Raw genomic sequence first — 19149 nt, 5'->3', positions numbered from 1 at the left:
GGATTACCGGGGTTTGTCATTTCTGCCAATGTAGCTCGACGCTACTCGTAATAATAGCCGAAGATTATACCCATTTCGTCCTCACTGGTCAGGCCGAAACGGACTACTTTGCTCGTCGTATTGTTATAGGTGATCTCTGACGTTAGCCCCTCTCCTTTCTGGAGCGAAATTGGCGTATTGTACGTAATAATGTCGGGGTGCTCCCAATCGGTAGACGTATAAACGACTTCTCCATCCCGGCTGCCCCCCTTGATTTTGATGACGAACTTCTCACCAAGCTTGTGCATGTGCGAGGTCAGCGTCAGCACCTTACGCGGTTTATCGAACGTAAACGACCTGGTCAGCGTCACCCGCCCATTGGCCGGAATGGTCAGGTTTGTGTTTCCCAAATCCAGCGTCTGGATAAGCTGCGTTACCTTCGATTTGTCGATGGTGTACAGATTGATCTGCGCTTCGCCTTTCATCACGGATGTGGTTTTATTAACAAAGTGTGAATTCAGGTCCAGCGTGGTACCGGCCGGAATAAGCAAAGCGGCTCCTGCCGGAAAGGTATAGTCCTGATACTGTGCCTGCGATCCGGCCAGGTACACGTGATTCGACATCGACAGCGCGGTAGACAGGTTCAACGAGTTATCCGCATTTCGTAAATCCCGAATATCGTTCATGCCGGGCAGAAAACCAGTATCGCGGAAACTGTAGGCGACGAAATGATGACTACCATTCCGCATCTTCGTCTCGTACCGGTTCACGTAAATGTCCTGCGTGTTGCCAACCGACCGGCGGGTAAACAGCTCACGCTCGAAATTAGATTGAATATCGAAGGCTGGAATGGCCAGTTGAAAACCGGTGCCGACTGCCGGTACGGCCAATGGTTCGTAGGCAGCAACAGACACGGTCTTATCGTCCAGTAATGTGGCGTCTACTACGCTACCAGTTTTGGGTGCGCCAGCGTCAATCCATCGCCGGATAAACTCAACCTGACCAACTGGAAGCAATTGCCCACCAAGCGGCATCGGATTGCCGTATTGTTTGCCCGTATGGTGACTGGCTGAAACGGTAAGTTTATGGTACAGTAAGCTTTCCAGTGACGCAAACGCCTTGACCCGTTTTAGCCCGTCGGCTTTAGCCTGCACATTTTTCGGATCAACCCCAACGAGATTCTGATAGGCTACTCCTTCCGCCAGTACCAGCCCATGCTGCACAAAATCAGCATCTCTTTCGGAAGCGTGGCAACCCGACGTAGCACAGGAAGGTGTCAGAATCTGTTGCTGAATCAGGTCAAATGATGCAGTAATCGCTGGATCGCTCGCTTCCGTAGCGGGTTTAGTACAGGAAACAACGTGTACCAGCAAACCAACACTAACCATACAAACGCTTACTCGAACAAAGCTTGAAGGATTCATACCGGAATAGTCAGCAAAAACAAAGTGAAAGTTAACTATAGTCTAGCATCTTTCCGCATGTACGTTATCGACAGCACGAAATTAAAACCGCAGGAAGATACTGATTAGAAGCGAAGTACAAAATCCTGCCGGGGCTGCTCCTGCCTAAAAAACACCAACCCTACCCAAAACAGGTCGATAGTTACCGTAACTGATGGATGCGCTTTGATGTATGCCCATGCCTGCTCCATCTCGTCGGACCAATGTATGTCATCGAGAACAAACACCGTATCGTTGTGAATCGCAGTGAGGCAGGTTTCAAAATAACGAACGGTAGGTTCGTAGCGGTGATTGGCATCAAAAAAGACAAGGTCAACCGGAGACGACTTAGCTACTTCAACGGCCAGCGTATCATCAATATTACCAACAACGATATCTACGTTGCGAATGCCTAGCGCATCAAAATTCTGACGGGCCACAGCCGCCGTCTGCGGACAGCCTTCAAACGTCAGCACACGGCCCTGTTGAGGATTCGTTGCCTGGGCCAGATAAGCCGTTGTTATACCGAGCGACGTACCCAGATCAATAATGCGTTTTGCGTCGAATCGGCGAATAAGTCGAAACAACAACCGTCCGAAACGAGCTGGTTTCTGCGAATTACGGGCAATGTCGCCAATGGTACGTTGGCGGGACGAATTTACCTTGGAGCCCGCCCCGAAATCGGTAATGGCGATTATCTGCTGGTTTTTCCGAAGCGTTCGCTGCAGCGATCTGATAGGTTTGAAGGCAGCGTCAGCCCGGTTATCCGTCCGAATCACACGCGTGTAAAGCGCAAACAGAAAGGGTGAGTGAAGCGAATGTTCGTCGCGGGCGCGAGCGAGGTAACGTAAATAAGCGCGAATCAAAAAACAGGAAACTGAATAGGCCGGGCAACGATTCGACGATATGGTCTGATCGACGTGGCTTGGTATGACTTAATTTAATTTGTAGGGCACGATCATCGTGAATTCCGGGATCGCCACGCGAACCTGTTTACCGTCGATAATCCGTTCAACAAGGTAGGTTCCAGCCATTTTACCCATACTTGAGCGCAGGTTACATCCAGACACATACTGGTGGACCTCACCGGGCTCCAGCACAGGTTGCAAGCCCACTACGCCCTCGCCTTCTACCTCGCGAATGGTCCCGTTGGAATCAAAAATGGTCCAGTGACGACGAAGCAACTGGATGGTATAGTCGCTGGCATTTTCGATCGTAATTCGGTAGGTAAACACATAGTGTGCCTGCAGTGGACTAGAGTAGTCTGACTGGTACTCTGTCTTTACGCTTACCTTTACACCTTCTGTGACTGACGATACCATAAAGTTAGTGTCGTTTGCAACCTTAGAACGAAAATTAAGTTGATTAGTTTTGATACGCAAGAACAGTCTTGAAAAAATTTTCAAAGAGTGGTCTCCGGCGTTTTTAGGCCTATAATGCCGAATTACCCTTATCAGTTCCATCCATGAACGTATCTATTGCAGAATCGTGGCAAAAGCATTTACAGCCCGAATTTGATAAACCTTATTTTGTCGAACTAGCCAATTTTTTACGACAGGAATATAGTACTCAGCGCATTTATCCGCCTGGTAAGCTGATGTTCAACGCATTTAATGCGTGCAGTTTCGATGATACCCGTGTTGTCATTCTTGGTCAGGACCCTTACCACGGCGAAGGACAGGCCAATGGGCTTGCGTTCTCCGTAGCCGATGGCATTACCAAACCGCCGTCGCTGGTCAATATCTTTAAGGAAATTCAGGACGATCTGGGTAAACCTGTTCCTAAATCGGGCAATCTCGAACGCTGGGCAAATCAGGGTGTGATGCTTCTGAACTCAACACTTACGGTTCGGGCAGGGCAGGCGGGATCGCACCAGGGCAAAGGCTGGGAGACATTTACGGATACGGTAATCAAGCTGATCTCCGACGAAAAGAAAGATGTCGTCTTTATGCTCTGGGGTGCTTACGCGCAGAAGAAAGGAGCTGTTATTGACAGCAAAAAACACCTGATCCTGAAAGCAAAACACCCATCGCCAATGGCTGCACAATGGGGCGGCTGGTTTGGAACGAAACATTTCAGCCAGGCGAACACGTATCTGGAAAGCAAAGGACTACCTACGATCGACTGGTAGTTTGCCGGTGAGCATTGGGGGACGATATAGGCCGTATCTCCAAGATACGGCCTATATCGGTCCCCAACGCTCACCTCGCTCTATAATCAGCCCGCATACCATCGTATATCCAGTTAGCCAGCACCTGCCGGTTACCAGCCAGCAGAAAGCGTCGCTGGTCTTTCTCGTTGCGAATGTTGCCCAGCTCAATAAAGACAGTTGGCGGATGGCTGTTCCGGACCACATACAGGGTGCTTCGGTCCGACACATTACCCAGATAGCTTCGATTAGGCTGGTGGCGTTTGTAACCCGCGCTGAAGCTCCGATGAATATTCTTGGCCAGCCGCTTTCCCACGGCGCTGTTTTCGTGGTGGTAAAAAAATACGTCGATGGTCTGCCCCTCACTCCGGCTATCGACATGGATAGTTACCAGCCGCTGATAAGCTCCTTTGTGCTTTTGGTTCAGCCTGTTAACGGCATCGGTACACTGACGCAGCCGGGTCACCTGACTCAATGGAATGGTCTGATTGGGATAGGTAACTTCGTCGTGGTCCAGTTTCAGAATTTTGTCATCGCGAATACCGTCGTTCCGGTCTCGGATAATCATATAGACCGTTGCCCCGTGTTCGATCAAGGCGCGGGCCAGCCGGATAGTTACGTCATACGCGTATTCATCTTCCGGCAAAATGTGCTTTCCCAAATGCCCTAATGCCCCCGGATCGGGGCCACCATGACCTGATGCCAGATAATACACAGCTCCCCGCAACGAATTATCCTTAACAGCTACCTGGGCATATCGGGGGCCGAATAGCGCCATAGTCGACGATGACGCGGCTTTTGCTCCCGTAGATTCTGACGGCTTCGCGGTAGTTACATTGCGCCGGACGTTACCTGCTTTGGCAGTAGCCCGTCGATGTATTTTTGCTACTACTTTTTTCCTAGTACCAGGGCGGGTTTTTACAGCGTGGCTTACACTCGACTTTGCGAGCGTATCTTCACAGACGCTTTGCCCAACAAAGAGAAGAAAGGTCAGTAGAAAAAATAAGAAAGGGTGATTGCTGGATTTGGTCAATTTCGGCACTTGCTTCAGGTTGCTATCTACGGACAAAGTAAAGCTATTGTTGAGTTAATTGGATACAACCCGCTGATTAAACGAGAGTATTTTAGCGAAAGGCCCCGAACTCACGTATGAATTCGGGGCCTTTCCTTAAGGTATTAGAGCAAATTACTCCGTTAGTCGATCGTTCTGAATAGGCGGTTCCAGCGAATTTTATTCCAGACATTGGCCGGATTCGGGTCAAGTGACATCCAGACAAAAACCGCTTTACCAACAATGTGATCTTCAGGAACAAAACCCCAGAACCGGGAATCGAGCGAATTGTCGCGGTTATCGCCCATCATAAAGTAGTAATCCTGTTTAAACGTGTAGGACGTAATCGGCTGACCACCAATTTTGATGCTGGCCGGCGTCACTTCCACTTTTTCGTTGCCTTCATACAGTTCGATCACGGGAGCGTACAGAGCAATCGTTTGGGCATTGATCGGAATCGTAGCGCCTTTTTTCGGGATCGTTATCGGTCCGAAATTATCGTGATTCCATTTGAACGTTGGCGTTCCGTAGATACCGGGTGACATTTCGCCGGGCTTATCGCTCATCGGTTCAATGCCTTTCACCCAATCGAAATCCTTGAATTTGTTAATTACGTCCTCCGTCGTATTGACCATATACCCGACCATAGCCGTTGCCTTGGTCGAATCGTTGTATTGCTCCAGCGGTTTCCAGTTTTCAGTTGGCTGGCTGGGGTCGCGGTAGTCGTTAACGATTTCGTACTTCCGGAAGAAGCTGGCATCCAGCACCTCCGTTGTTTTTACAAAATATTTCTGTTCGGCACGGGGTGGTTTCGCAAACGGTTTGCCATTAATAAACACGTCGCGCTGGCGAACCTCCAATACATCGCCCGGAATACCAATACACCGTTTGATGTAGTTCGTTTTCAGATCAACGGGGTAATCGATATTGTCGTTGAGGTACTTCGGTGGCACGTTGAACACGACCACATCGCCATTTTTAACGTGCGTGAAACCGGGTAACCGATACGATGGTAATTGGATGGCCGTACTATAGGACGGAATATCCGTTCCCCATATTTTCTGATGGGTCAGTGGAACCTGTAAAGGCGTCCGGGGCGTCCGGGTACCATAATGCAGTTTGCTTACGAATAGAAAATCGCCAACCATCAGGCTATTTTCCATGGATGGTGTCGGAATCGTGAAGGCCTCCATAAACAGCCACCGGATAAGCGTAGCCGCTACAACAGCGAACAGAACGGAATCGAACCACTCCCGAATGGCCGACTTTTGGGGTTTAACCGGCCTTGTTTCGGCCTGTGTTTTGGTTATTGACACGTTAACAGAATAAGAATGTATGAATACTAGTACGTACCGGGCCGCCGGACTATGAACGAATTACGAACGAAATTACAAATAGATACTGGTTTTTGATCGATCGTTTGTTAGTCAACCCTTAGAATCCATCATTTCCGAGTAAATCATCCATCCCGAATATCCCTTCGCGACCAATAATCCACTCCGCGGCCACTACGGCACCAAGTGCAAAACCCTGCCGACTATGGGCGGTGTGCGTAATCTCGATCTGGTCCACATCCGAATCGTATCGAACGGTATGCGTTCCGGGAACAACTCCTTCACGCAGGGATTCGATCTCGACGGCGTCGGTCGAGTCAATCAATGATTCATCGCCAGCGGCTTCTTTGTTTACCCAACGATGTTTGCCGGGCAGGTTTTCCATAACGCCCTCTGCCAACGTGATGGCGGTTCCGCTGGGCGCATCTTTCTTTTCGGTGTGGTGGATTTCCGTCATCGACACGTGATAGGACGGATAATTCCGCATGAACCGCGCCAGCGTCTTGTTCAACCGGAAAAACAGGTTGACGCCAATGCTATAGTTCGATGCGTAGAAGAATGCACCGTTCTTCTCCTGGCATAGCTGCTCAATGTCAGCCCGATGGCCCAGCCAACCCGTTGTACCACAAACGATCGGCCAGCCGCGCGTCAAACAGTAGTTAATATTATCGACAGCCGCTTCGGGCGAACTAAATTCGATCGCCACATCAACGGCATCAGTCGGTATGGCTTCTAAGTCCGTATGGTTATAGCCGGGGGCATCCCCACGGTCAACGCGTGCGGCAATCTGGTGGCCACGATCGAGCGCAATCGTCTCGATTGTCTTACCCATTTTGCCGTAGCCAAGGAGGAGAATATTCATGTTTTTCAGGTGCAGTACGTTGGCTGCTAGATAGTAATAATGCTCAGATAGGCTTTTATCAACGATGCTGCTTATCTAAAACTCCCATCTAAAATCCAACGTCCAGTGTCATTATTTAAACGTAAAAGCGATCCGAACGCCCGGCACAAGTCCAGCACCCGGCATAGGCAGGGCTCTGGGTTCGATGCGCATGGAAATATCGTCGGACAGATCAAAGGTCTTGAGGTGAGCGGCCACATTGGCCTCCACAATGTTAACGCCCCAGAGCGCAAGTGATAGCAAGATGTTCAGGTCTCGATAACTCCGGTACAGATCATATCCTGATTTAGCCCCCGTTTGTGTCGTAATAATTTGCGATCCAATAACAACCGATGTTACCGGATCTGGAGTATTCGTACCATTCGGTCGGCCATATTTTAGCAACCGATATCCTTCTTCGGCCTGATTTGCCAGATTCCGATATCTAAGAAACAGATAACCCATCACGCCAAAACCAGCGTAAATGAACGGAATCTTGTAATATTGGCGATTATATGCCTGCCCCAGACCCGGCAAAATCAGCGAACGCATCGTTGCCTTGCGGGGGATGATCTTTCGGATTTTGGCTTCCTGACTGGCGGTAACCTCCGTCGTATCCGTAGCGAGGCTAGCCGAGTCGCCCTCGGGTGTCAAGACCGAACTACCAACCCGAATGCCATTACGCTGAACAGCGGCCGGAATCGTATCCGTGGCCGACTGTAGCTGCCGGGTCGAGTCTGTCGGTGCCGGTGTTGGCGCGGGAACAATAGCCGGACGCTGTGCAAAGGCAGGCAGCGCAACCAGCAGGAACAGGACGAGTATAGCCGAATGTTGTTTCATAGAGAAACAACGATCAAAGCCACCCGTTTCCGACCAGATATTCACCCTTTTAAGGTAATTTAAGTTACGCACATGCAAAAGTAAAGACAATTCATTGAAAAACCCGATTGAAGCGAGTTAAGCCGTAGTTAAATCCCATTGTGTTGTTTGTCTCCAAATCTGCGTTTTCGAACGTCAATCGCCTTGATCCTACTTGTTGTCCCTAAGGTCAAACTTACTTTTGTCTGGACCATGCTGCCAAGGCAAATGCTGAAATCCGGTTTCCTCATGATCAATTATAGCCAACGGAGAAGCCAAAGGAATAAACGAAGAAGCTCAATCCTCATGATTGAGCTTCTTCGTTTACTTTGAGTGACTATCAGTCTACTTTTTAATCACAGATTGCCAGAATTGTGGTTCACCTCCAAACAGAACTAGGTACACCATTCAGTCTATGAAGTACAGCCAAACAAGTTCTGATTATACTCCATAGCTTCTAATTCTTTTACTGTGTCATCTTAAAGAATCGTGCAATTTTGCTTTCGAATGCATCGTTGTTATCAATCCTTCAAATTAAAATCCTTCTTCAGATTCTCGTAATCCTGGTAACGGGCTAAATCCAATCTGCCCCCTTTGGCTCCTTTAAGAACAACGGCTCTCATCCAGAATGTAGCACCAGGCGGAACGGAAGTATCATTACTAAACGAAAGAAAATATGTATACTGGGTTACGCTGATGTTTAGTTTGATAAAATCTTTCTGATCGGAGGTGTAGGCATATCCGCTGAAAGGTAAGGGTGCATAGCCAATTCCTTTATTTCTCATTATGTATGTTAACACAACATCGTAATCACCCAATGCTTTAGGGAAATCCCATGAAGGTGTTTTCGATAAATCTTCCGTGAAATCGTAAACGGCTGGCGTTGCCGATGTTCCTGCCGGACCTTGCGGTCCCTGTGGCCCCGCTGGTCCGGCTGCTCCAGCAGCACCCGTTGGACCAGTCGCGCCAGTGGATCCTGCCGGACCAGTGGCACCCGTTGCCCCGGTAGCACCTGTGTCACCCTTCGGTCCTGGATCACCTTTTTCGCTCTTACTGCAACCAGCCAATACACCAACAATCGATAGAATCAGTAATAGTTTTTTCATAGAATACAATTTCTGGCGAAGAAACTATATTAATGGTTACCTAAAATCCGTATTTAGTATACGGTATGCCTGCTAAAGTTGACCCTATTTTCATAAGAAAAGCCCCAGACGCTAATCTAGGGCTTTTCTTATCAAGGTAATTTAGAACGGTTAAGTCTGCGAGTTCAGTACCTCAAGAATTTTAGTCAGTTCCTCCTGCGAGGTGAACGGGATTTTAATTTCACCCTTGTGTTTCTCGTCCGCTTTGATCGACACCTTCGTTCCGAACAACGACGATAGCTTGAACTGTAGACTGCGCATTTCCTGCTTAGGCAAGGTTACCCGGCGGGTAGCAATGGGGTCTTCACCATCGTCGGACAGGTTCCGGACGGCCTCTTCAACCTTACGAACCGACCACTCTTCATCGACGGTTCTGTTGAACAGCCGAATCTGTGCATCCGGATTTTCAATGTTGATGATCGCCCGCGCGTGACCCATCGAAATCTTGTTATCACGCAGAGCCGCCTGAATTACGGGAGGGAGCCTCAGCAACCGGATGTAGTTGTTGACCGTCGTGCGGTTTTTACCAACGCGTTCGCCCAGTTCTTCCTGCTTCAGGCTACACTCGGTAATCAGACGCTGGTAGCTAAGGGCAATTTCTATGGAGTTTAGATTTTCCCGCTGAATGTTCTCGATCAGGGCCATTTCCAGCATCTGCTGGTCATTGGCTGTCCGAACATACGCCGGAATATGAGTCATCCCGATCAGTTTGGTTGCCTGAAGGCGACGTTCCCCTGAGATTAACTGGTAGCGGTCTTTACCCAGCTGCCGAACCGTGATGGGCTGGATAATTCCCTGAATCCGGATCGATTCGGCAAGTTCCTGCAACGCTTCTTCGTCGAAGCGGGTTCGGGGCTGGAAGGGATTCGTTTCAATCAGCGACAACGCAATTTCGGTCATTGTGCTGATGGACTCAAACGGCGACGGTTTCGACTGCCGGTTGACTGCTTCACTGTCGTGCAACAGGGCACCCAAGCCTCGGCCCAATCCTATCATCTTCTTATTCGGTGCTTTGGTGTTGTCCATACCTGTAGCGCGGGTAGAAACCCGCATTTTCTCTGCACTACCAGCGGGTTCTTACCCGCCTTACACTTCATGCGGCATCAGGCCATTCTTAGCCAGAATTTCGCGGGCCAGATTCAGATAACTGACGGCTCCTTTGCTGTCAGCATCCTGCGCCAGGGCCGGAACACCAAAACTGGGCGATTCACTCAACCGAATGTTTCGCGGAATGATCGTGCTGAACACCATCTGCTGGAAATGGCTCGTTACCTCACCCACTACCTGATTCGAGAGTCGAACGCGCAGATCATACATGGTCAGCAGAATGCCTTCGATGGCCAGTTGCGTGTTCAACCGCGACTGAATGATCTTGATCGTATTCAGCAGTTTACCCAATCCTTCGAGCGCAAAATACTCGCATTGAACCGGAATAATAACGGAATCGGCAGCAGTCAGACTGTTAATGGTGATCAATCCCAGCGATGGCGAGCAGTCGATAATGATGAAATCGTAATCGTCGCGGATGCTGTCGAGTGCGTTTTTCATCTTATCCTCCCGGTTCTGGAGGTTAATCATCTCGATCTCAGCACCAACGAGGTCAATGTGCGAAGGAAGTAAGTTCAGGTTCGGGAAATCCGTCTGAATAATAGCATCCTGCGGACGAACTCCTTCGACCATGCACTCGTAAATGCTGTTCTCGATTTCTTTTGGATTGTACCCCAGCCCGGAGGTTGAGTTTGCCTGCGGATCTGCATCCACAATAAGCGTTTGAAATTCGAGGGCGGCCAAGCTGGCGGCCAAATTGATTGTTGTCGTAGTTTTACCGACGCCACCTTTTTGGTTGGCGATAGCAATGACTTTACCCATGGGTCTGTGCGTTGCAGTCCCAAATATGCCGGATAGTTTCCACGAATCCAAGCACTGTTCCACGGAATGTTCCACAAAAATCAATTGGTGATCAAGCGAATGAGTAATTGAGCAAAGAAAAGCTACCTCAATTGATCATTAATCACTCTTTCACTCAGTCACCAATTGACTCAGGCCCACACCTTTGTCCCCTCGGTGCAGTTGCGGCACATCTCGATTTCGGAACGCGAACGGAGTAATGTCTGACGAAATTCCTGATAAGCCGATCCATGCCAAAGATCGGTGAAGGACTGCTGCTGGAGGTCGCCAAGCCGATGGTGAGCGTCTTTGTCGAAGCAGCACGGCACGACCAGACCGTCCCAGGTGATTACGCAGGAGTGCCACATTTTCCAGCAATGGTCGCCAAAACCATTTTTGATAGCGTAGGTCCCGTCCGATTGGGCAGCGTAGCGGCTGTATTGGTCCAGCGTCGGAATCAGGTCTGAGCCATGTTCATACTCATAAATCTGAGCCGTTTTCAGCCCGACTTCATCCACGCCCAACTCACGAGCCAATTTTTTCACTTCGGCAATCTGATGCTGGTTGGGTTTGACAACCAGAAACTGAAACACAACATGGGGCGTCCTTGATTTCAATTCCTTTTTCCAGCGAATGATATTCTTCGTGCCTTCGAGTACCTTTTCGAGCTTCCCCCCTACCCGATACTGCTGGTATACTTCCTGCGTCGTGCCATCAATGGAAATAATGAGTCGATCCAGTCCTGACTCCACTGTTTTGCGCGCGTTGGCATCGGTCAGGTAGTGAGCGTTCGTACTGGTGGCGGTATAGATATTACGATCCGTAGCATAACGCACAAGGTCGAGGAACTGCGGATGCAGATAGGGTTCACCCTGAAAATAAAAGATCAGATAGAGCAGCGTTTCGTGAAGTTCGTCGATGGTGCGCTTGTAAAGTTCTTCGCCAAGCATGCCGGTCGGGCGCGTAAACGATCGTAACCCACTGGGACATTCGGGACAGCGCAGATTGCAGGATGTGGTTGGCTCGAACGACACTGACATGGGCAACCCCCGCTGAATGGCCTTGCCACGTTGCCGTGAATCATAATAACTGTATAACACCTTAAGCGCATTAGCCACACGCTTTGGGGTCAGTTTAGATGCAAAATTAAGGCCGTCGAGTACGTTACGATTCATGAAATTTTGGTTTTTCAGGCAACAGCATAGCCCGAATATGGCCGCTTGTAAGGTGACTGAAACGCTAATACAATGTCACTCTTGGCCACCCCACGTCGTTCTAACTCACCAACCAGATCAAAATCGGTAGCGTCTTCCTGCACCCAGATTTTATTGTCTCGAATATCAACATGGAAAACAGGATAATAGACGCGCCGACCATTTTCCCAACCGATCGCCAGTATCTGATAATGATCTCGCTGGGTATCCAAAATAAGCTGTTCTTCAAGTTCATTACTATCCGCGCTTACGGACGGAATCCTAGCATATGATTCTAACAACTCAATGACAATATTGCGGTACGCAGCTATCGGGTTATCCATTGTACTATCCGTTTAGTTGGTATATCATAAACGATTAACGATACCATCTCCTCTTCCAGCGTTTCAGCTATCAATGCTTTTTGAAAAAATGACTCAAATACATCAACGTCAACTGTCAGGTACAGTTTTTGTTGAATACCTTCTCTTTTCAACCCTCTCCGATACACGTCGTACTGCCCTTTTGCCTCATAGAAATCATTCAGCTTTGATTTACCAATGAAGCTTTTAATCGCTCCGGCGCCCCGGTTCAATAACAATCCGTTCTGTACCCCGTTCAGCCGCGAATACTTGCTCAGCGGCTAGATCGATCTCCATTCGCAAACTACCTGACTTTAGTACGAACGGATCGTGGGTAATCGTCCAAGAGTCTGCTTCTAGCGCTTCTCGAACGAGTTGATGAAATAAATCGCGTGCCATTTTCGGATCAGTAGGCAGTCATAGCCACACGCTTTGGGGTCAGTTTAGACGCAAAATTAAGGCCGTCGAGTATGTTACGATTCATAGCATAAAAGTAAGGCTCAACTTGCTACCGAACTACCTTTTTGTAAGTCAATGACGCACTCCGTTGCCGAGTCGCGAGATTCTTAGGACAGAAAATAGATTCATTACTTGTTCGGCAAGATACCGAACCATTACTCCTCCAGTGGTTCAACGGTGCGCCAGACTCGGCAACCGCTTTCGTCAAAAACTAGTTCAGCCGATGCGGGTAGCTCCAGTCCGGGGATCGAATCAGGTAGTACGCCGGAATAAGATGCAGCAAACAGATAACCAGTCGGTTCTGCGTGCGTCCAGGCAATGAAGTCGTTGTCGTTCCGTTCGTCGGGCGCAATAAGCCACCGGGTCTCTTTCTCAGCAATGACCGGCCAGATCTGTTCCGCAAAAGTCCTGATGCGGAGAATACGTCTAAACTGGTCGGTGTTTTGCCCCCATTGATATGGCCCGTGCGTTACTTTGTCGGTCTGGCGGTCATCGCCAATCTGGAACACGTAAAGTTTTGAGTACTCTTCGTTCGCACCGCGCTCTTCGTGCCGATTGCGTAACTCGAACCCCAGGCCAATGTAGCTCGGCATGTCGGTCAGAAACAACGCGGTGAAATAGCGAAACAGATTACCCGTCCGATAAAACAAATCGAAGCGTGGGTCATCCTTATCCGCCGTCATAACGGTAAAGTTAGGCGAGAACCGACGGGTGTTCAGGTAGTCGGCATAGGCAGCAAACTGCCGTTTAAACTCAGGCGACCCCACCACCAGCGACTGTAAATCGCCCAGTGTCGATTCGGCTTCGATGGCTTCCAGATGGTCCAGTTCATCGCCGTACCCCATGACATCGGGCGGGGCCAGAAACGTTTCGGCGAAGAAGGCGAAGTGAGGTATTCCGTTGCCCCGGATGTACCGTTTTATAGCCCGCAGCGGATCGTAATAATGGCCGACCATCTCCGGCACACCGGTTGGCCGCATCTGTACATGGGCCATATCACCCCGCATAAAATCGAAGTTGTACGTTTGCTGGCAGTCGTACACTTTCTGACTGATATACGCCCAGGCCGGGTAATTGGGCCGGTCAAAATCAAGCTCCCAGTTCTGGTTATTGTCCTTCGACTCGTAGAAACTGTAGCGGGCCAGCGGACCAAATACCCTCGACATTGGCTGCGGCTCATCGAATGCGTATTGATACCAGGTCTGATCGTAGTCGTCCACCACAAAATCAGTGGGGTCGATGTGGATGCCGCGATAAGGCGGGGCCATAGTCATGGGCAGCGTTTCAAGGCCCTGGGCCGTCAGGTGCCGGATCAGATTGATTCGGCGCTGCAACCGCCCGCCGTAGTCGTTCGGTAGCCCAAACAGAATACGTAACCGCTGATCGTCGGTGAGAATAGCCAGATCGGTTGAGAAAAAAACATCTTTCGCGAACGTTATCGGCGATCCGTCAGCCGCACCAACGTATTTCAGGTACTGCCAGATGGCTTCCTCTACGTATTTATACACCAGACTGGACTGATCGGCAATTTTGTCGCCATCGCGCTGCACCCACTCAAACAGCGACGGGCAGGCCAGCACCATCTCCGAAAAACGGTCGGTGTGCGGAATTACATCCATACCCACGGTACGACCCATGGCATGAAGCAGATTCATCACTACTTTCAACTGCTTTTCGACGGTGTCCAGTGCCGGTACATACCGCGCCAGCTCAACATCGAAGAATTCCGGATTGATCTGCCAGCTTACCATGCCGTAGAGACTACCGACAATACCCGGCTCCCAAATGGGAAGCAAATGGATACTGTCGTGGCTGGCCGGAAGGGTGAGGGCATAGTTGACAACCTGCCAGAAAGAGCCGATCGTGCGCACATTGATCCCAACCATGTTACTCTGTTTGATCCACTCGCCATCCGGCTGCCCTTTCACCGGACTCGGAATGGTGTCAAGCGGGTCCAATGCCCGACGAAGTACGTCGTTCCCTAAGCGCTTGTGCAGGATTTCCAGCGTCTGGTAGACCGAAAACTGGAGCGCCAGCTGCGGTAACAGGTTATGAATGAACGACGAACGCCCAGATTGATAGGCTTCCGTGTAAAGCAGATGGTTGAGCTGCCAATCGGCTTTCAGATCGTTGGACACAATAGACATGGAGCAAATGTAAAACGGTTTTTGTAAAACCAAACAGTCGTGATTATTGTCTACTAAATCATAGAGATAATTTAAACAAAACACCCTGAACCAGGAACTACAGCCCCGGACCAGTCGTGCTTTCGACAATCGGAATGATCAAAACAGACGTTGTCATTATTGGTGGGGGACTGGCGGGCCTAGTTAGTGCACTCGAACTGGCGAGAGCCGGCCATTCTGTTACGCTCGTCGAACGGAAGACCTATCCCTTTCATAAGGTCTGTGGTGAGTACGTTTCGAACGAGGTAAAACCGTATGTTCAGTCGCTGGGCGTCGATTTGTCGGCACTTGGCGCAGCGGCCATCAATCGGTTTCAGGTATCGGCACCGTCAGGTCAGTCGTTGTACGCGCCATTGGATATGGGTGGCTTTGGCATCAGTCGCTATACCCTTGATTACGAGTTATACCAGCTGGCTAAACTAGCTGGTGTAGCGTTTCTGCTGGCTAGCCAGGTTGAGACGGTCTCGTTCAATGACAACCAGTTCGAGATCTCGGTCAGTGATCGGACCGGCATAACGAGCCAGACACTGACCAGCCGTTTGGTGCTGGGTGCATTCGGCAAACGGTCGAAGCTCGACAAGACCCTCGATCGGGCTTTCATGCGACAACCCTCTCCGTACATTGGTGTCAAATACCACATCCGGTGTGACTTCCCGACGGACCTGATCGCGCTTCATAACTTTAGTCATGGTTACTGCGGCATGTCGGCCATCGAGGATGATAAATACTGTCTGTGCTACCTCACGACCCGATCAAACTTGCGGCAGTTCGGTACGATTCCAGCTATGGAAAATGGGATTCTGTATCGAAATCCGCACCTGAAAACTGTTTTCGAGAACGCCGATTTTCTGTACGAAAGACCCGAAGTGATCAATGATATCTCGTTTGCGCCGAAGCAGGTGATCGACAACCATATACTGATGACGGGCGATTCGGCAGGACTCATTACGCCCCTGTGCGGCAATGGTATGGCAATGGCGATTCGCGGTGCCAAGCTGGCCAGCAACCTGGCCAGTTCGTTTCTGCAAGGCCAACTCACCCGCTCTGAACTGGAACAGCGTTACCAGCGCGCGTGGTCGGAACAATTCGCCCGTCGACTGTGGATAGGGCGAACGGTTCAGCAGCTTTTTGGCAATGCCTGGGTAACGGAGACCGCCCTGCGAACCCTGCGTATGTTCACTCCTGCGCTTCGGGGTATTATGAGCCAAACGCATGGTGCCTTGATTAGTGACTGAGCGCAGCTATAGTCTGGAACCGCAATCCTACAGAGTTCAGCAACGACAGCCTTTTCTGGACCCCCGTTTGCTCCACTGGCTACTTTCTGTATATCATGGAGAAACGAACCCGAACCAGCGTACCCTTATCGGGGCTAGTTTCGATATCAAGATTTGCTTCCAGCAATTCACACAACCGCTTCACGATGTGTAAACCTACCCCTTCGCCTGTCGATTTGATTGTATTTGCCTGACGTGGTGGACCCGGCGAATCACTAACGGGTTCGTTGGGAGCTTCGCGACTCTCGAATACAGATGCACTATCCTGAGTAGGTTTTAATGTACCAATCATCGACGTTGATGCGTTGTCCGGCAATCCGGGGCCCGTATCCTGAATAGCAATTGACCAGCGGTGTTCGCCCTCTCCTACCCAGGAAACAGAGACGATACCCGCTGGTGTGTAGGTCAGCGCGTTTATCAGCAGATTCTGCACAATACGCCGGACCTTGTTCGGATCACTCTCCACAATAAGCGCTTCCGGACCGTTGCTCAAAAGCGGCAATCCCCGGTGCGCGGCCAGGGGCTGCGTGCTTTGAACCAGCTCGCGTAGTAGTTTTGCCACATCAAACGTGCTGATTTCCGGAACCTCCTGCCCCGCTTCCAGCCTCGCCAGATTCATAAGATTTTGAAGCATCGTTTCCAGGTTGGCCAGGTTTCGGCTGAGCATTTCCATCAACTGACCGCGCTCTTCAGGACTGTTCGTTTCCATATCAAGCATGGAGGCAGCACCCTGCGCGATACCCACACTACTGCGCAGATCATGACTGGAGGTGCGTAGCAGATCCGAACGCTGGTGCGAAAGCTCGTTCAGTTGGTTGAGAGCCATCTGAAGGGTATCGGCGCGACTGGCCGCAGCAGTCCGTTCCAGTTCATCATAACGGGCGGCACTGCCTTCTACGGTATCTTCATTTAGCCACATAACCATACGGTAAGCTTCCGCCATTGTCTCGATACTGGTGGCTGAATAAAGGGTTGCGTAGGTTCGCAGTTCGTCGGTTATTCCGCGAAACAGGTGCCCAATTTCCCGTAGTAATTCCCGTAAGGTATAGCCTTTATGCCACCGATGTAATCCGTGTTCATTGGCCACCTGAATGGGGTTCAGCACAACCGGATCTCCGTTCAACCGCTGACCCAGTATATTCAAAATGGTCGGAACCATGTCATTAAACTCTTCACGAGAAAGACCCGAAACGCTCTGTAGTGTGGTATCCTGCTCGCATATTGTGCGCCAGCTGTTTAGCAAAGCCTCCCGTCGGGCAAATAGATAGGTGGCGAAATCAGGTTGTAACGGGGTTACTGGTGTATGCTCATTGTCCATACGGAAGCCGGTATTAGCGAGTCAGATCAGTTATTATAGTCAACTTTATCAACTGCAATATACTGGCTGAGATTTTATCGATAGCACCAACCGAAACACTTAATTATTTTTTATTGATTCTCCTGTTTATATTGCTGTGTTTATCGCCAGCCGCCCCACTCAACGATACGAATGAGCGTAAATCGCTATAATACCTCAGCCAGCAGTCAGCATGCCAGACATGCCAGTCTATTGATTGTTGAGGACAATGATGACCAATGGCAGCTCATTCAGATTGCACTGAAACAATCATTCTCAACCGTAAAAGCAGTCCGGGTAGCCAGTGCAGAAGAGGCTACGTCTTACCTCGACAATTGCTTTTTACAAGGTCGTGGTCTACCCAAACTGATCTTGCTGGACCTGTATCTGCCCGAGCGCGAAGACGGCTGGGGACTGTTGAAGGCGCTTAAGCAAAGCTCGTCGGCTTGCAAGCAGCTACCTGTTGTCGTGTTAAGTCATTCCAGCGATCGGGAAGACATCAGTGAGTCTTATTTTTACGGCAGCACTTCGTACATCACCAAGCCGTCGGATGTCGATGAGTGGAAGCGATACATCGACACGCTCCGTATCTATTGGTGGGAGACGGTAACGCTACCCAACGACCGGATCATTTTTTAGCATACAAATGCCTCGAAGCGATTCCCGTCAATTAACGGGCAGCGCAGCAAACGTCAGCCAATACGCACATATTTGCTCAGCGGCTTCGGCGAACACGGTTGAACCAGACTGACAAACAACAGAGTTTGCCCCGGCAGCATAGCACACTTCGACATCGTTGCCAGACTGATCGCGGATAAAGACAAGGGCGGGAATGTGCCGAAACCGATTGTCGTTCTTCATAAATTCCAGAGTGCTCAGTAAAGGCCAGCCCACGTTACGCACCTCCAGAAACACCAGCGTAGGCAGATCATTCGTTCCAACCTGGGTCAGCTGGCTCGTGAGCGACGAGCTATTATCAAAAAAGCGGATCGTATAATGCGGCCAGTTTTCGTCTACTATTTCTTCAAGCATCCGGCACTTTCGTTCGTCCTGCATGAAGGCATAGACAAAACGCTCCGATGAATCAACAACTCGATTCGGCCAGTCAGTTACCGTTTCGGCCTGACCTTCCAAAGCCGCAACAGACCTGTTTTTCAGCTTGGTTACTGGCTCGCCGAACGGTTCCGATGCCTGCAACAGTTCCGCTACTTCCTGCCAACGCCGGCGGCTGATAGGTAACGAATCACCACCCAACATGGTGACGGATCCGGGCGTTTTGGCCCGCAGTGGCGGTTTGATCTGTTCGATATACGCTGGGTTTACTAAAGCGGTCTTGTGGATTCGAACGCATGAGGGCAGTAAATCCTCAAAGTAGGTCAGCGATTTCGATACCAGTAGTCGGGGTTTATCCTTAAAGTGAACCCACGTGTAATTACTCGCTCCAGTCAGGTGAGTAATTATAGCCAGATTGCTTACTATCTCATCGTTCTGCTTCATACTATAGTAAAGTCTTGTTTTATTTTTTTGTTTGTCAGCGTTATACTACTCACCGGTAGGTCACTTACGCAGCAGGGAAAGCTGTTCACCGATTCGTTACGGTTGCCGTGTTCGCCG

Annotated in this window: 20 protein-coding genes; 3 read left to right on the top strand and 17 right to left on the bottom strand. The window is 50.0% G+C overall.

Translation table 11 applies throughout. From position 1 onward, the window contains the following. Positions 1–41 precede the first annotated feature (41 nt). From GK091_RS05745 to apaG, 3 genes are all read right to left on the bottom strand, one after another. Entirely contained in the window at positions 42–1403 is a 1362-nt protein-coding gene (locus tag GK091_RS05745) for a monooxygenase (protein ID WP_164035644.1), read from the bottom strand. A gap of 104 nt (positions 1404–1507) precedes the next feature. Further along, a complete protein-coding gene (locus tag GK091_RS05740; RefSeq protein WP_164035643.1) occupies positions 1508–2287 on the bottom strand; it encodes an O-methyltransferase in 780 nt (259 codons plus the stop codon). A gap of 69 nt (positions 2288–2356) precedes the next feature. Then, entirely contained in the window at positions 2357–2743 is a 387-nt protein-coding gene (gene apaG / locus GK091_RS05735; protein WP_164035642.1) for a Co2+/Mg2+ efflux protein ApaG, read from the bottom strand. Positions 2744–2886: 143 nt separating this feature from the next. Between apaG and ung the strand changes: the two genes are divergently transcribed. Further along, the gene (gene ung, locus GK091_RS05730) at positions 2887–3552 is read left to right on the top strand and encodes a uracil-DNA glycosylase (protein WP_164035641.1); all 666 of its coding nucleotides are present in this window, start codon (positions 2887–2889) and stop codon (positions 3550–3552) included. A 70-nt stretch (positions 3553–3622) separates the two neighbouring features. On the opposite strand, the gene GK091_RS05725 is transcribed toward ung, so the two are convergent. From GK091_RS05725 to GK091_RS05675, 12 genes are all read right to left on the bottom strand, one after another. Continuing rightward, a complete protein-coding gene (locus tag GK091_RS05725; protein WP_164035640.1) occupies positions 3623–4348 on the bottom strand; it encodes an N-acetylmuramoyl-L-alanine amidase family protein in 726 nt (241 codons plus the stop codon). 416 nt (positions 4349–4764) lie between these two features. After that, positions 4765–5937, bottom strand: a complete 1173-nt coding sequence (gene lepB / locus GK091_RS05720) for a signal peptidase I (protein ID WP_164035639.1) — start codon at positions 5935–5937, stop codon at positions 4765–4767. Positions 5938–6055: 118 nt separating this feature from the next. After that, a complete protein-coding gene (dapB, locus tag GK091_RS05715; protein ID WP_164035638.1) occupies positions 6056–6817 on the bottom strand; it encodes a 4-hydroxy-tetrahydrodipicolinate reductase in 762 nt (253 codons plus the stop codon). A 111-nt stretch (positions 6818–6928) separates the two neighbouring features. After that, positions 6929–7675 (bottom strand): DUF5683 domain-containing protein, encoded by a 747-nt coding sequence (locus GK091_RS05710; protein WP_164035637.1) that lies wholly within the window; start codon positions 7673–7675, stop codon positions 6929–6931. Between the two features lie 539 nt (positions 7676–8214). Further along, positions 8215–8799, bottom strand: a complete 585-nt coding sequence (locus GK091_RS05705; protein WP_164035636.1) for a hypothetical protein — start codon at positions 8797–8799, stop codon at positions 8215–8217. Positions 8800–8949: 150 nt separating this feature from the next. Further along, positions 8950–9864, bottom strand: coding sequence for a ParB/RepB/Spo0J family partition protein (locus GK091_RS05700; protein WP_164035635.1), 915 nt, complete (start codon positions 9862–9864; stop codon positions 8950–8952). Positions 9865–9924: 60 nt separating this feature from the next. After that, on the bottom strand, positions 9925–10707 hold the full coding sequence (locus GK091_RS05695) for a ParA family protein (protein WP_164035634.1): 783 nt from the start codon (positions 10705–10707) through the stop codon (positions 9925–9927). A gap of 170 nt (positions 10708–10877) precedes the next feature. Further along, positions 10878–11900 (bottom strand): SPASM domain-containing protein, encoded by a 1023-nt coding sequence (locus GK091_RS05690; RefSeq protein WP_164035633.1) that lies wholly within the window; start codon positions 11898–11900, stop codon positions 10878–10880. A gap of 14 nt (positions 11901–11914) precedes the next feature. Then, the gene (locus GK091_RS05685; protein ID WP_164035632.1) at positions 11915–12262 is read right to left on the bottom strand and encodes a XisI protein; all 348 of its coding nucleotides are present in this window, start codon (positions 12260–12262) and stop codon (positions 11915–11917) included. Further along, entirely contained in the window at positions 12247–12513 is a 267-nt protein-coding gene (locus GK091_RS30020) for an element excision factor XisH family protein (RefSeq protein WP_394351858.1), read from the bottom strand. Before GK091_RS30020 ends, GK091_RS05685 begins: the two co-directional genes overlap by 16 nt. Next, a complete protein-coding gene (locus tag GK091_RS29790; RefSeq protein WP_262889174.1) occupies positions 12488–12679 on the bottom strand; it encodes an element excision factor XisH family protein in 192 nt (63 codons plus the stop codon). The genes GK091_RS30020 and GK091_RS29790 overlap by 26 nt, the downstream gene beginning before the upstream one ends. Positions 12680–12894: 215 nt before the next feature. Beyond that, positions 12895–14886: an alpha-amylase family protein gene (locus tag GK091_RS05675; protein ID WP_164035631.1), complete on the bottom strand. Its 1992-nt coding sequence runs from the start codon at positions 14884–14886 to the stop codon at positions 12895–12897. Between the two features lie 134 nt (positions 14887–15020). On the opposite strand from GK091_RS05675, the gene GK091_RS05670 reads away from it, so the two are divergent. Then, a complete protein-coding gene (locus GK091_RS05670; RefSeq protein WP_164035630.1) occupies positions 15021–16160 on the top strand; it encodes an NAD(P)/FAD-dependent oxidoreductase in 1140 nt (379 codons plus the stop codon). A 79-nt stretch (positions 16161–16239) separates the two neighbouring features. Here the strand turns inward: GK091_RS05670 and GK091_RS05665 are convergent, their stop codons facing one another. Continuing rightward, positions 16240–17517 (bottom strand): sensor histidine kinase, encoded by a 1278-nt coding sequence (locus GK091_RS05665; RefSeq protein ID WP_164035629.1) that lies wholly within the window; start codon positions 17515–17517, stop codon positions 16240–16242. A gap of 171 nt (positions 17518–17688) precedes the next feature. Between GK091_RS05665 and GK091_RS05660 the strand changes: the two genes are divergently transcribed. Then, on the top strand, positions 17689–18174 hold the full coding sequence (locus tag GK091_RS05660; RefSeq protein WP_164035628.1) for a response regulator: 486 nt from the start codon (positions 17689–17691) through the stop codon (positions 18172–18174). 27 nt (positions 18175–18201) lie between these two features. Here the strand turns inward: GK091_RS05660 and GK091_RS05655 are convergent, their stop codons facing one another. Further along, positions 18202–19032: a response regulator transcription factor gene (locus GK091_RS05655; RefSeq protein ID WP_164035627.1), complete on the bottom strand. Its 831-nt coding sequence runs from the start codon at positions 19030–19032 to the stop codon at positions 18202–18204. Between the last annotated feature and the right edge of the window lie 117 nt (positions 19033–19149).

The organism is Spirosoma agri, from assembly GCF_010747415.1.
Classification (GTDB): domain Bacteria; phylum Bacteroidota; class Bacteroidia; order Cytophagales; family Spirosomataceae; genus Spirosoma; species Spirosoma agri.
This window is presented reverse-complemented; position numbering and strand designations above follow the sequence as displayed.

Bases quoted from the DNA above. Each gene is read 5' to 3' on its own strand.
- GK091_RS05745 (WP_164035644.1), bottom strand. From the start codon at position 1,403: ATGAATCCTTCAAGCTTTGTTCGAGTAAGCGTTTGTATGGTTAGTGTT.
- apaG (WP_164035642.1), bottom strand. From the start codon at position 2,743: ATGGTATCGTCAGTCACAGAAGGTGTAAAGGTAAGCGTAAAGACAGAG.
- ung (WP_164035641.1), top strand. From the start codon at position 2,887: ATGAACGTATCTATTGCAGAATCGTGGCAAAAGCATTTACAGCCCGAA.
- GK091_RS05725 (WP_164035640.1), bottom strand. From the start codon at position 4,348: ATGGCGCTATTCGGCCCCCGATATGCCCAGGTAGCTGTTAAGGATAAT.
- dapB (WP_164035638.1), bottom strand. From the start codon at position 6,817: ATGAATATTCTCCTCCTTGGCTACGGCAAAATGGGTAAGACAATCGAG.
- GK091_RS05710 (WP_164035637.1), bottom strand. From the start codon at position 7,675: ATGAAACAACATTCGGCTATACTCGTCCTGTTCCTGCTGGTTGCGCTG.
- GK091_RS05705 (WP_164035636.1), bottom strand. From the start codon at position 8,799: ATGAAAAAACTATTACTGATTCTATCGATTGTTGGTGTATTGGCTGGT.
- GK091_RS05700 (WP_164035635.1), bottom strand. From the start codon at position 9,864: ATGGACAACACCAAAGCACCGAATAAGAAGATGATAGGATTGGGCCGA.
- GK091_RS05695 (WP_164035634.1), bottom strand. From the start codon at position 10,707: ATGGGTAAAGTCATTGCTATCGCCAACCAAAAAGGTGGCGTCGGTAAA.
- GK091_RS05690 (WP_164035633.1), bottom strand. From the start codon at position 11,900: ATGAATCGTAACGTACTCGACGGCCTTAATTTTGCATCTAAACTGACC.
- GK091_RS05685 (WP_164035632.1), bottom strand. From the start codon at position 12,262: ATGGATAACCCGATAGCTGCGTACCGCAATATTGTCATTGAGTTGTTA.
- GK091_RS29790 (WP_262889174.1), bottom strand. From the start codon at position 12,679: ATGGCACGCGATTTATTTCATCAACTCGTTCGAGAAGCGCTAGAAGCA.
- GK091_RS05675 (WP_164035631.1), bottom strand. From the start codon at position 14,886: ATGTCTATTGTGTCCAACGATCTGAAAGCCGATTGGCAGCTCAACCAT.
- GK091_RS05670 (WP_164035630.1), top strand. From the start codon at position 15,021: ATGATCAAAACAGACGTTGTCATTATTGGTGGGGGACTGGCGGGCCTA.
- GK091_RS05665 (WP_164035629.1), bottom strand. From the start codon at position 17,517: ATGGACAATGAGCATACACCAGTAACCCCGTTACAACCTGATTTCGCC.
- GK091_RS05660 (WP_164035628.1), top strand. From the start codon at position 17,689: ATGAGCGTAAATCGCTATAATACCTCAGCCAGCAGTCAGCATGCCAGA.
- GK091_RS05655 (WP_164035627.1), bottom strand. From the start codon at position 19,032: ATGAAGCAGAACGATGAGATAGTAAGCAATCTGGCTATAATTACTCAC.